The organism is Cohnella yongneupensis, assembly GCF_042655785.1.
Classification (GTDB): Bacteria; Bacillota; Bacilli; order Paenibacillales; family Paenibacillaceae; genus Cohnella; species Cohnella yongneupensis.
Window position 1 is genome coordinate 1 of record NZ_JBHSNC010000007.1, and the last position, 12,750, is coordinate 12,750.

Genomic DNA, 12,750 nt, shown 5'->3' on the forward strand with positions numbered 1-12,750 from the left:
TATATCGGTCTATGTTTGGACATCTTTTACCGGCTAATTTCGGTCATGGTAGGTTAGCGGAAACAAATAATGATGAAAAAAGAAGTATTCTAAGGTCTGTTTATAGAAAAAACTATGCAATAAACAACATTGTAGATCAAATTAATCACGGGAACATTGGAGATTTTCTAAAAGAAGTTATTTTTAATGGTCTACCTTTTGAAGAACGAGATATGTTTCTAAAGGAATTAATGTATACTAGTCAACCTAGAGTAAAAAATTATTTAAAGAATAAGTTGGTTGATATCGATGCAAGCGTAAAAAGCAGAAAAACAACCATTGAATCAAGACTAAATTATTTTAACTCAAAGTATGAAAAGCAATTTAAAGTTGTCTACTCTCCAAAAGAGAAAGATTTATCTTATTTCCTCGAACCATTAATAGATCAATCAAATCCGGATGAATATATCGCAAAAAGTAAACTAACATGGGATGGCGTTGAACGTTTTTTATTTGAAGCTGTTGAAAGAATGGGTTTTATTGATTTCTTTATTTCACTATTAAATGATGATTTCGTAACAATTGAACATGTGCTTCATATAAGTGACTATTCCCAAAATGAATTATCCATTAGGGGCGTAATAGACGAACTTCAACCAGTAAGTTCTAAGAATCTTAGCCTCATCTATAAACACATTAAGAATAAAATAACGGAAAGCAAGATAAATTTAGAGCTCTGTTTCGGTAGATATTTTGAAGTGATCGATGATTTTTCTCTCTTGTTCAATGTTAATTCAAAAGAACAAGTTGATACTTTAGGACCCTTACTAAAAGATGTAACGCAACTTTCATTGGGTCAAAAGGTTGTTGCAATACTCACTTTTATTTTTGAATATGGGAATTATACAAATGACAACACTCCTTTGATAATTGATCAACCAGAAGATAATTTGGATAACCAGTATATCTATAAAAATTTGGTTACTAGCTTAAGACAGATTAAAAATAATCGTCAAGTAATTGTAGTAACACACATTTCAACTATTGTCACAAATGCGGATGCTGAACAAGTTATTGTCCTTGATTCTGATAATATTAAGGGATGGATAGAGAAGACAGGATACCCCACAGATCAAAAAATAACAAAGCATATTATTAATTACTTAGAAGGTGGCCGGCCATCATTTAAACATAAAATAAATATGTACAGTACAATAATCAACCAAGAAGATTTCACGTAATGGGCTTTGAAGATTCAGATCCGAAAGATCGTCGTTATGTTGTACTCCTTAGTAACGCCATGAACCAATGTTCCAATAGCTGTTCACCTTCTCTATAAGAGCTTTCAAACCAATACTCGACTGGAGTGGTTTTATGCGGGAACTAAGATTAGTCGCCGAGCATGACTGGGACGCAATTAAATCAATCTATGAAGAAGGAATTCGAACAAGGAATGCTACATTTCAAACCGAAGCCCCGACGCAAGAGAGTTGGTTTAACGGCCATGTATTAGACAGCAGTTTGGTATGTGTACAAGATGGAATAGTGGTTGGATGGGCATCGTTGAGCTTAATTTCCTCAAGATGCGTCTATTCAGGGGTCGCAGAAGTCAGTGTATATGTAAAAGAAGACGTCCGGGGGAATGGAGTAGGTTCTGATTTACTGAACGAGCTAGTTAGATACTCCGAGAAGAACGGATTCTGGACCTTACAAGCAGGCATTTTTCCCGAAAACGAGTCTAGCGTTAAATTGCATATGAAGCACGGATTTCAAGTCGTCGGTCGAAGAGAGCGACTTGGAAAGATGGACGATAGATGGAGAGACGTATTGTTGTTAGAACGGAGAAGTACAGTGGTTGGAATTGACTAAACTCCTTCGGTGGTTTTGAGTTACAAAGACATATAGCAACAAAGAGGAATGCATAGTGTGCATTCCTCTTTGTTTTACATTTCTTATGTAGTAAAGATCTTTGCTAACGCTTCTTTCTGCACCGGTTTAATATCAATCACTGGACGGATGCTTTTCGCCCGTGCTTCAGCATCCTCGAGATCGCTAACTAGTCCAAGAGCCAAAAGCGTACCAGCTGCAACCGTACCCGTTCTGCCTTTTCCGCCTCCACAGTGGTGGCTTTCGGTTGAATTATCTCCAAGAGGGATCTGTATCCACTCGGCTTGGGACTGATGGTAAGCACATCCCGTTGCTTCTCCGCGAAGATCGATTACGACGTCGATCATTTCGTTTTTCTCCATCTCCTCAACGTCGGCTGCTCCACCCATGAAGATTTTGTTATCGTAAAGAGAATGATAGTTACGTTCCAAGACGAATCTCTCCAATCGACCGTTTTTATTTTTTACGGAAATTCATTAGTGTTATTTCAGTTGGATTGGAGGGAGGCGCACAACATAAGGAGAGATCACGGGTCTCGCCTGCAGATTCGAACTCGGAATCAGCTTTAGTATAAAAGATTTCCCAAGCGTTTCCGTCCGGATCATAAACCCAAACCTTATCTTGAACGGCATAGCAGCAAGTCGTATTCATTTCATCGATCAACAGCAAATTCGACTGCCGTAAACGTTTACCCATAGCAAGAACGTCTTCCGTGTTATCGACTTGAAAACCGAGGTGATTCAACACACCGTTTTTCTCGAAAGGACGTACGTTCAAGGAGAAATGAAGTGCCGGGTTATCCAGTTCAAATTTAGCGTACTTCTCCTTAACCTTTTGGGGCTCAGCGCCAAAGAAGCTGCGATAGAAGGAGAGGGATTTATCTAAATCCGTACAATTTATGGCTACGTGCATCCTTTTAACTGAAGTCATAATTATTTACCCTCACGAAGGAACTGTTCGATGCGTGCTTTAAGTGCATCGCGAGTCGAACGGAATTTCGACATGATTTCTTCTTCGGTACCGGTTGCCTTTGCCGGATCATCAAATCCCCAGTGCCACTTTGTGACATTCGGATTCGTAATGACCGGGCAGTGTTCGTCTGCATGACCACAGAGCGTAATCACGAAAGTTGCTCGATTGAGCGTCTCCGGATCGATAACGTCAGAAGTGTTGTTCGAGATATCGACGCCAGCTTCTTTCATGACTTGAACCGCACGTGGATTAAGGCCATGGGCTTCCAAGCCTGCGCTTTTCACTTCATATCGGTCACCGCCAAGTGCATTCATAAATCCGTCGGCCATTTGGCTGCGGCAAGAGTTGCCCGTACAAAGAAAATAAACGAGTGGTTTCATGTTATTACTCCTTTGTGTGTATTAAATGTATTGGTCGTCTAATTGATGACCCTCAACCAAAGATAAAGACCGGACAGGGTAATGAATAAGACAGGGACCGTTAAGACAATCCCGACTTTAAAATAGTACCCCCAGCCGATTTTGACGCCTTTGTTCGAAAGGACATGAAGCCATAAGAGGGTAGCTAACGATCCGATCGGCGTTATTTTCGGCCCTAGGTCGGATCCGATAACGTTCGCATAGATCAAGCCCTCGCGAATAACGCCTTCAGTGGATGTTCCTTTAATTGCAAGAGCATCGATCATAACCGTCGGCATGTTATTCATGATAGAAGATAGAATAGCTGCAATGAACCCACCGCCGACCGTAGCTAGGAATAGACCTTGATCAGCTGCCCATTGAAAAGCTTTGCCAAGCTCGTCCGTTAATCCGACATTACGAAGCCCATATACGACGACATACATGCCGATGGAGAAGACAACGACTGCCCATGGAGCGCCTTTCACAAGGTTCCAAGTATGAATTACAGGGCTTCTACGAGCAAGTAGCAAGAAGATTAGCGCTACAATGCCCGCGATAATTGACACCGGCATATGGATGAATTCGCTCGCCAGATAGGCAATCAGAAGCACCGCCAGTACAACCCATGAAATCTTAAATAGGCGTACGTCTTTAATGGCTTCTCGAGGTTTTTTCAGTTGGGTCAGGTCATATTGACTCGGAATGCTTTTACGGAAATATAAGTAAAGAACGGCCAAACTTGCAACCACCGAAAACATTGTTGGTACGATCATTCTGCCGGCGTACTGAACGAATCCGATGCCGAAAAAGTCCGAAGAGACGATATTCACCAGGTTACTTACCACTAATGGCAATGAAGCGGTATCCGAAATAAATCCACTTGCCATAATAAACGGTAAAATCATTCGATCGTCGAACTTAAGTGCTCGAACCATTGCAAGTACGATCGGAGTCAAAATCAAAGCTGCGCCGTCGTTGGCGAAAAACGCCGCTACAGCGGCTCCAAGCAGCACGACGTACACGAACATCAAAGTGCCATTTCCTCTAGCAGTACGGGCCATGTGCAAGGCAGCCCATTCGAAGAACCCAATCTCATCAAGAATCAATGAAATCAAGATGACAGCCACGAACGCAAGCGTAGCGTTCCATACGATTTGCGTAACATCCCATACATCATGAAAGTTTACGACTCCACAGATTAGCGCGATGATCGCGCCGCCGCATGCAGACCAGCCGATATTAAGCCCTTTGGGCTGCCAGATAACAAATATCAAAGTAATCAGAAATATGATTGAGGCAAGTGCCAGCATAGTAACCCCCGAATTAATCGCAGCTTTGCGATGGAGTCGCGTTGATTTGTTCTTTCATGGAGGGAAGTTGGTCAATCACCTGCTTTAGGTGAGGTTTGTCTTCCACGTTTAAAGAGTAATAAATCCATTGACTTCGCCGAGTTTCATTGACTAATCCGCCAATTTTTAAGCGTTTTAGATGCTGACTTACGTTTGGCTGAGTCGTTTGGAGAATCTCGACGATATCGCAAACACACATCTCCTTTTCCTTAAGACAAGCGAGAATAGTAAGCCTGCTTTTGTCTGAGATGAGCTTTAATTGTTCGGACATAGCTTCGATTGATTCCACTCAGAATCACCTTCCATTTATCACTATGGATCAAATTGAATTATACACATTTCGTAACATAAGTAAACATTTATATTAGTTCGCACTTATTTTAAGGTTGGAGGTAAACCCCAAATCACTAATCCCCGTTTTTAAATCAATTATTTTTGATTAACTGGTTGCTTTTGTCATATCTCCATGTTAGGATGAGTACATCAAAATAAATTGATTAAACAGATGGAGGGAAGAGTACATGATTAAAGAACTCCCAGTTATCGATCGGACTTCAACACCAGTTGATTTCTCAAAGTATGAGGCGAAGTTCAAGGCTTTAGCTGATCAGAAGCGCCTGCAGATCATGTATGAACTCACTCAAAGAGGTAATACATGCGTATGCGATCTGTCAGATATCGTTGATATGCCGCAATCCAAACTGTCGTATCATTTGAAGATTCTGCTGGATGCAGGACTCATAACTAAAGAAACAAGAGGGACATGGAGCTATTACGAGCTCAATCCATCTGAGGTGAACGCGCTACTTTCTCCGGAATTATGCTGCATCTTCCGTAAAGACAGTATTCTCCCAGGCGATTGCTGTTAATGCTTTCGTCTGTTGAATAAATCAAATTTTATTGATTATAGGAGGGAGTTAAATGAATTTTAACCCTTATGTTGTCGAGAAACTCATGATTGAAAAGGAGCGCGAGATTCAAAACGAATCTCGTCATGCGTGGTACTTCTTGGCCACAAAGAGTGAAACAGTCTCAAGGTTTTCGAGCTTCGCGAAGCTTTTGGGTAGGAAGCCTTTAAATGTAAACCTCACTGTTGCTCAACCATGCTGCAATTGCTGTTAAGTTATTTATTTACGCTCAATTAATCAAAAAAAATTGATTATCAAAATTGGGAGGATACAATTATGAGTGAATGCTGTAAGTCTACGGTAAATATGAATGCTGTCAAACAGAGCGCGTGTGGATGCGAAGATCAGAAATCGACTCCATTACACGACAACAGAAAGTTACCTGTCGCCATTATCGGTGGCGGACCAGTAGGATTAGCTGCGGCTGCCAACCTGATAGCAAAGGGAGAATCATTTGTGCTCTTCGAGGCGGCAAGTCAAGTGGCGGGGAATATCCAACAATGGAGTCACGTTCGTCTCTTTTCTCCATGGCAGTATAACATCGATAAGGCAGCTAAGAAACTGCTTGAGGTTCATGGCTGGAAAGCACCCATAGATACAACTCTACCGACAGGGGATGATCTGGTGAAACAGTATCTTGATCCTCTTTCTAAATTACCTCAAATCAAACCTTACGTTCACTACGATTCCAAAGTTGTCGCCGTAGGCCGTAAAGGTATAAACAAACTGAAAACAGCAGGTCGCGATACATTGCCGTTCGTTCTGTATGTTGATAAGGATGGTAAGCGAATCGCATACGAAGCAAAAGCGGTAATAGATGCTTCTGGAACCTGGTCCAGCCCCAATCCGGCGAATTCCGAAGGGATTTGGACTGAGGATGAACTTGCATTGAACAACAAAATCACTTACAGCATACCTGATGTTTTGGGAAATCAAAGAGAACAATACGCCAACAAGAAAGTCCTTGTCGTCGGCAGTGGTCACTCCGCCATCAATGCCTTGCTTGATCTTGAACGTCTACAAGAGCAGGAACCGTCAACCGGCATAGTCTGGATCATCCGGAAACCTAAAGTAGAAGATGTATATGGCGGCAAAGAGAGCGATAGTCTTCAGGAACGCGGGGCGCTTGGCATACGTCTTCAAAGGCTCGTGGAATCGGGTAAAGTAGCAGTACAGACCGCTTTCAACATCCAGAGCTTCACGAATGATGAGGGACATATCACGGTTATCGGCAAAAAGAATGGGGAAACTCTTCGAATCGAAGGCATTGATGAAATAATCAGTAATACAGGATCGAGACCAGATTTAAGTTTTCTAAGAGAAATCAGAATTGACATCGACTCAGCCTTAGAAAGCGTAAACGTACTCGGTCCGCTTATTGATCCAAATGTCCACAGCTGTGGAACCGTACGGCCGCATGGGGAAAGGGAGTTACGGCAGCCTGAAACCAACTTTTATATCGTCGGATCTAAAAGTTACGGCCGAGCGCCAACGTTCCTAATGGCTACGGGATACGAGCAAGTGCGATCGATCGTTGCTGCCTTGTCAGGTGACTGGGAATCAGCAACGAACATAGAATTGGATTTGCCGGAAACTGGAGTTTGCAGTGTCGACTTGCAAAATTATTGCGAAAGCGGAACATCTAACAATAGCGTTGCCACGAAATCAAAATGCTGCTGTTAAGCCCAAATCGGGGATTAATATTAATCTAACTATGTAGAAGGACAAGAACATACATTGATTAGACTCCGCGCGCTGCGCGGAGTTTTTGTTTTATAGATGTAAGTTCTTGTCCTTTGCCCAAGACAAGAACTTACATTGTTTCCCGACAGAGGTCAAGAACTTACATCGTTTACCGCAAATGGGTAACGAACCTGAAACAGAAAGCGCTCACACCCGAACCAGATTGATCACTGCCTTTTCAATTTAACTCCACATCACATTGAAGGAATAACAGGGACTCAGCTAAGCAACAATACACTGGAAACAATCAACCAGAAGAGGGGTTGTCTGCTCACATGCTCGATACCAAAACGATTGAAATCGTAAAGTCAACGGCACCGGTTCTTAAACATGTCGACGAGCTTTCCGGATCAAAAAATCGAGTGAAGTCATATGTTTGTTACGATTCACCAACGGATGAAGATCGTTTGGCCCAAGGGTTTGATAAAGATGGACGTATAGATTTGAATGTGCTGTCATCAATAAAGCCTACTGAACAAGCGGAGTATTATTTCTGCGGATCCGTTCCTTTCATGGAAAGCATCGCTAAGATGCTCCGGCAACTGTATATACCTAAAGAGGACTTTCATTACGAGTCCTTTAGTCCGCTTGCGCTGTTGGATGAGGAGTGACTACTGACTAAATGAAGAACAACGGATGCCATTAATTAATGGCATCCGTTTTTTTCGTTACTTGCCGTTAATGTCATGGGTAACTATTTTGCGAATTTCTGAACACCAAAAGTGACGGTTTAGATTTATCGCAAAATTAGTATGGATACGAGAACTTATGTTCGTGTATAATGAGGACACCAATTCTCTAGAGGGTGATCATATTGGTACACAAACTTGAAGACAATGGAATCTGGGAAGCATCGCGGATGATGCTGCCTGAGCACAAAGAGCGCATTATATCACTCGGCAAATTGATTTTAAATCCGCCACGAACGCGGCCGATACTAGATGAGCAGGAGAGCGATGAAATCATGCGGGTACTTATGGAGTCGCTGGGGCTACGGATACTAGCAGAATTCAAAATGTTTCATGAGTTCGAAGATTGTTCGGCGATCGGCGTGGTTGAACGAGTTGATCCATACAGCAGGAGGTTCATCATCGACGGCGAGTGGTTCAAAGTGAATGACATTATCGGAGCATCAATTGTTGGCGCATAAATACTATTGCACAAATAACGCTACCAAGCCTAGGAACTGTGTCTTCGTATCACACTTTTGTTCATATTTAACGAGATAAGGCTGCCGCAATGGCAGCCTATCTGATTATTTAAAGCAAGTTATTAGTTACTGTTCCGAATCTATGATACTTTTTCCCGCAAGCATCAGTATTAAGACTCCAGAGAACATAAGAGCAAAAAGAAAAATGATATAAAACATATCGGTACACCTCCATAATTCTAGCGATTAACAAGGTAAAGAAATACGGACAAAGCAATTATTACGCACAGGACATATAACCAACCTATCCGCGCCCACTTTTTTTTAGTTCCCTGCCCGTATCCAGGGTTCTCATTCTTGTTCTGTTTCGAGAAACCAACCATTAAAGTGGCAGCAAAACCTATAATCATGACTACAACGACAGCTATTAGCAATAGTCCGGTATTCATATATACACCCTTTTTTGATGGAATCAATGCATCATCAAATCTGCTCGAGTAAAGAATAATGGACTACGATTCATTCAACACCATCCAATTTTAATAAACTTTACACCATCCAATTTGGTCAATCTTGAGGAAAAGTTATATAAAAATTGAACACGCTCGTAGGGTTTCGCTTCCTGCGCACTGTCAGATTACTTATACATTCAAATCTAATTCCCTAATCGCTTTACTAAAATGGGAGATGCCCAAACGGATGTCCTCAGCTTTGGGTCTCGCAAAAGTAAAACGAACAAATCCTGAGTCTGACCCATAAACACTGCCTGGTACAAAAACGACACCCTTTTTAATCGACTCGTCCAGTAGCTTGCTATCGTTAATCTGGTTGTTAAATTTACACCACAGATGAAGACCACCCTGAGGAATGGTGTATTGTGCTGCACTGGGGAGTTCCTGTTCTAAAGCTTCGATCAATAAATCCCGCTTAAACCGCAATTCCATACGCAAACGATCTAAATGAGGTTCAAAATAGGATGATTTTATAAATTGCCCAGCTACTTGCTGTGGAATAATACTCAAGCCAAAATCCATTTGCTGTCTCGCATCGGCGAGCCTTTCTACAATGGAATGCGGCGCCACCATCCAACCGATTCGCAAGCCGGATGCAGCAATTTTGGAGAAGGAGCCAATATAGAGAATTGCGCCCGCGGAATCTTTGGCTTTAAGCGGAAGGGGCGCTTCACCATCGTACGAAGTTAAGCTAAACGGATCATCTTCAACAATCGGAAGTCCCAGTTCACTCGTAACATCGAGAAATTGCTTGCGACGTTCATCACTTAGAACCGCACCTGTAGGATTTTGGTAGTTTGGGTTTAGAAACAGCATCTTGATCCTATGCTTTTTATATAAGGCTCTAATATCCTCAGCCTGCGCTCCTTCAGCATCCACGGGAAGACGGAACAATCGAAGTCCCGCTGATTGGAACATAGGTAAGGAGTAGCAATAAGAAGGATCTTCTATGGCAACCGCATCTCCAGGTGATAGGAGACACTGTGTAATTAGATATAAAGATTGTTGGGAACCCGATGTGATGAGTATCGATGATTCAGTTGTTTGAATTCCTCGATATTTCGCTAAATACTCAACTAAAGCCTGTCTAAGGAGAGTAGAGCCTTGAGGATTGTCGTAGCCCAGATAAGAAGTATATTCATAATTATTCATTAATTCAGCGATTTCTTTGGTGGGGGCTAGATCAGCCGACAGCTCCCCGCTGGCGAAATCAATTAAAGTCGGATTCTGTATGAGAGCCTCCCTGATTCTTCTCAAGAATGGTAAGTTCGGTAGAAAGTTGCCTCCCTCCGCAAATCGTCTCCAATTTGGCGTATGCTTCGGAGTGGCTCCCCATTTAGTTTTATTAACTCGAGTTCCGCTGCCTGTGCGACTTTCAATAATACCGAGGGAGCGCAACTCCGCAAAGGCAGCAATAATCGTACTCCGGTTAACGCCTAACTGTTCAGCCAATTTTCTCTCGGAGGGGAGTAAGCTCCCAGGGGGAAACTCCCCATATGAGATCCTGCGCTCTAAATAATCTGCGATTTGCTCATAGATCGGTTTATTACTATCTCGATCAGGCTTCCACATAACGAAGTCTCCTTGAATCTTTAAATAATACTACTATCATATCACTGTTGAGATTTATTCAATTACCCATATATTATCGGAGTGGCCTTATAATCCGACTAATTCGTGAACATGGATGGTTAGACTTCGTTCCAATTGGATGGTTCTTTGTCGGAGCCTTTTTATTAATATAGTGTCTGCATAAGTTTCTTACTTTAGTCTGTTTGGAGGGGTAATCACGGGGACGAAATCGTTAACAGTGGGTATTATGTCTGCCTTATTGGCTTGTACCAGTGGGGCTGTCATGGTTGTCCAAGCGGCAGATGTTTTTGATTTATCGCGTGCAGAGTTAGTCTCCTGGCTTACTGCCGCATACGTCATTGGTGGTCTTTTGAATTTATTCTTAACAATTAAATATAAAATACCTTTTGCTGGAGCACACTCTATTACGGCTACCGCGTTTCTATGTACAACAGCTGCGCATGTTTCTTTTCCGGAATTAACGGGAGCATTTGTTTTGTCTGGGGCATTGATTTTGTTCGCAGGAAGTACTGGATTGTTTACAAAAATTATGGAACATCTGCCTAAGAACTTAATTGATGCCTTACTTGCTGGGCTGCTCCTTCCATACATCTTCAAAATGGGTCCGGCAGGCATTAAACTACCGTTAGCATTCATAATGGCTACAATTGGATACTTTATCATGCCAAGGGTGATTAGAGTATTACCACCGTCATTATGGGCACTTCTAATGGGTGTTATTGGACTATGTTTAGAATACCGGATTTCGCCAATAGTATCTGCAGAATTCATTGCTCCAATACCGGTCATCCCACAATTCACATGGTCGGGATTTTGTATAATTTCAGTTCCTATGGCCCTCCTGATTCTAAGTAACGATCTCGCCGTAGCCTTGGCAGCAATCAAAAGCCATCAGTTTGAACCCCCTGTAAATAAAGTATTAATTGGTTCAGGTCTGGCAAGCATCATTGCCGGCCTATGTGGGGGGAATGCTGCAAATGTTGGAGGGATGATGAGCGCCCTATGCAGCAGTCCGGAAGCTGGTCCTAAGGAAAAAAGGTATTGGGCGGCGGTCATTTCGGGCATCATTGTAATTAGTTATGGTTTCTTTGCATGGAGGGTATTAGACCTGATAATTTTATTGCCGTCTCCGTTTATATCGATTATCACTGGATTTTCGCTATTAGGCTTATTTGTTAAGGGACTGAGAAGCGCACTTTCATACAGAGACGGAATAATTCCTGCACTTATCACATTTTTGATTGCCGCACTTCATATCGATGGGCTTGGCTTATCAACCCCTGTTTGGGCTTTGGGGATCGGGTATATTTTAATAAAAGTAAAGATTTTTCCTGCATGAATTGAAAAAAGGTACCAACTGGCTACTTCCAGATGTAAGCAGAAAGGTGGGACAAATTATGCTTTGGTTATTAGGGATTGTCATCCTTGTTATGGTAGCGGGGATTGTTGCAACAATCATGATCGGAAATTCAAAAAGTAATCATGAAGAGAATAAAGGTTATTTAACCGCACTAGTGCAAAAATGGCTAAATTAACTGGTATATATATTGTCTGTATCGTCGTTGTGCTAACCATATTCATTGTACTTTTATCTAGATAATAAATTAGTAGTCATTACTTCTGCAGACGCCTATTGATCAGGCGTTTTTTTTATGAACACCAGTATGAGGACCATGCTTGGACCAAATAACGTAAATATCGGCATAGTTGAGAAATTCAGGGCACGGTGGCTCATCCATTTAAATCGAATTGGTTGGTATACATTCAGATGTAACTGGATGGCGACGCTATCGTGTTTTCTGCTCTAAACTTAACGTTGATTTTATCTAAGGAGGTACAAGATAAGCGTGAACCAACAAGAAACTCCGATATTCACTGAACTTGTCAAACATGCAGCGCGCGCTCCCATCCAATTCCACATTCCAGGTCATAAGCAAGGTGTCGGAGTGGATTCTGATTTCGGCGGATTTATAGGGAAGAATGCATTGTCTATAGATTTGATTAACATCTATCCACTTGATGATTTACATCAGCCTTCGGGAATTATCGATCAAGCTCAGAAGCTGGCTGCCAATGTGTTCGATGCCGATCATACGTTCTACTCGGTACAGGGTACGAGCTCCGCGATCATGGCTATGATTTTATCGGTATGCTCTGAAGGGGATAAAATCATCATCCCGAGAAACGCGCACATTCGTTCAATTACGATTCTGATTATTATATCCCCGTGGATGAAATCAAACGCATAGAAGCCGC

14 protein-coding genes and 1 pseudogene are annotated in these 12,750 nt (G+C 42.1%); 9 read left to right on the forward strand and 6 right to left on the reverse strand.

The features are described from left to right. Positions 1–1,220, forward strand: a 1,220-nt coding sequence (locus ACFPQ4_RS02080; RefSeq protein ID WP_465251451.1) for a P-loop NTPase family protein, incomplete at its 5' end; no start/stop codon positions are given. Positions 1,221–1,353: 133 nt separating this feature from the next. Continuing rightward, entirely contained in the window at positions 1,354–1,848 is a 495-nt protein-coding gene (locus tag ACFPQ4_RS02085) for a GNAT family N-acetyltransferase (RefSeq protein WP_378110071.1), read from the forward strand. 83 nt (positions 1,849–1,931) lie between these two features. Here ACFPQ4_RS02085 and ACFPQ4_RS02090 read toward each other — a convergent pair whose 3' ends face one another. From ACFPQ4_RS02090 to ACFPQ4_RS02110, 5 genes are read right to left on the reverse strand one after another with little or no spacing between them, the layout of a single operon-like run. Then, complete coding sequence (locus ACFPQ4_RS02090) at positions 1,932–2,297, reverse strand: protein-tyrosine phosphatase family protein (protein WP_378110072.1); 366 nt, start codon at positions 2,295–2,297, stop codon at positions 1,932–1,934. A 25-nt stretch (positions 2,298–2,322) separates the two neighbouring features. Then, complete coding sequence (locus tag ACFPQ4_RS02095) at positions 2,323–2,796, reverse strand: ArsI/CadI family heavy metal resistance metalloenzyme (RefSeq protein WP_378110073.1); 474 nt, start codon at positions 2,794–2,796, stop codon at positions 2,323–2,325. A 2-nt stretch (positions 2,797–2,798) separates the two neighbouring features. Beyond that, positions 2,799–3,218, reverse strand: coding sequence for an arsenate reductase (thioredoxin) (gene arsC, locus ACFPQ4_RS02100; protein ID WP_378110074.1), 420 nt, complete (start codon positions 3,216–3,218; stop codon positions 2,799–2,801). 38 nt (positions 3,219–3,256) lie between these two features. Then, positions 3,257–4,549: an arsenic transporter gene (locus ACFPQ4_RS02105; RefSeq protein WP_378110075.1), complete on the reverse strand. Its 1,293-nt coding sequence runs from the start codon at positions 4,547–4,549 to the stop codon at positions 3,257–3,259. A 13-nt stretch (positions 4,550–4,562) separates the two neighbouring features. Further along, positions 4,563–4,877, reverse strand: coding sequence for an ArsR/SmtB family transcription factor (locus tag ACFPQ4_RS02110; RefSeq protein WP_378110076.1), 315 nt, complete (start codon positions 4,875–4,877; stop codon positions 4,563–4,565). 232 nt (positions 4,878–5,109) lie between these two features. Here ACFPQ4_RS02110 and ACFPQ4_RS02115 point away from each other — a divergent pair, with 232 nt between their 5' ends. The 4 genes from ACFPQ4_RS02115 to ACFPQ4_RS02130 all read left to right on the forward strand — a co-directional run bounded on the left by ACFPQ4_RS02115 (position 5,110) and on the right by ACFPQ4_RS02130 (position 8,389). Further along, a complete protein-coding gene (locus ACFPQ4_RS02115; protein ID WP_378110077.1) occupies positions 5,110–5,457 on the forward strand; it encodes an ArsR/SmtB family transcription factor in 348 nt (115 codons plus the stop codon). A gap of 315 nt (positions 5,458–5,772) precedes the next feature. After that, a complete protein-coding gene (locus ACFPQ4_RS02120) occupies positions 5,773–7,179 on the forward strand; it encodes an NAD(P)-binding domain-containing protein (RefSeq protein ID WP_378110078.1) in 1,407 nt (468 codons plus the stop codon). 335 nt (positions 7,180–7,514) lie between these two features. Beyond that, positions 7,515–7,850, forward strand: coding sequence for an NO-inducible flavohemoprotein (locus ACFPQ4_RS02125; protein WP_378110079.1), 336 nt, complete (start codon positions 7,515–7,517; stop codon positions 7,848–7,850). A 248-nt stretch (positions 7,851–8,098) separates the two neighbouring features. Next, complete coding sequence (locus ACFPQ4_RS02130; protein WP_378110081.1) at positions 8,099–8,389, forward strand: YolD-like family protein; 291 nt, start codon at positions 8,099–8,101, stop codon at positions 8,387–8,389. 641 nt (positions 8,390–9,030) lie between these two features. On the opposite strand, the gene pdxR is transcribed toward ACFPQ4_RS02130, so the two are convergent. Continuing rightward, positions 9,031–10,473, reverse strand: a complete 1,443-nt coding sequence (gene pdxR / locus ACFPQ4_RS02135) for a MocR-like pyridoxine biosynthesis transcription factor PdxR (protein WP_378110082.1) — start codon at positions 10,471–10,473, stop codon at positions 9,031–9,033. Positions 10,474–10,711: 238 nt separating this feature from the next. On the opposite strand from pdxR, the gene ACFPQ4_RS02140 reads away from it, so the two are divergent. The 3 genes and pseudogenes from ACFPQ4_RS02140 to ACFPQ4_RS02150 form a co-directional block, all read left to right on the forward strand. Beyond that, the gene (locus tag ACFPQ4_RS02140) at positions 10,712–11,833 is read left to right on the forward strand and encodes a benzoate/H(+) symporter BenE family transporter (protein ID WP_378110083.1); all 1,122 of its coding nucleotides are present in this window, start codon (positions 10,712–10,714) and stop codon (positions 11,831–11,833) included. 58 nt (positions 11,834–11,891) lie between these two features. Further along, a complete protein-coding gene (locus ACFPQ4_RS02145) occupies positions 11,892–12,029 on the forward strand; it encodes a hypothetical protein (protein ID WP_378110084.1) in 138 nt (45 codons plus the stop codon). 312 nt (positions 12,030–12,341) lie between these two features. Continuing rightward, positions 12,342–12,719 (forward strand): annotated as a pseudogene (locus ACFPQ4_RS02150) (arginine decarboxylase); the annotation flags it as partial. Positions 12,720–12,750: the final 31 nt, after the last annotated feature.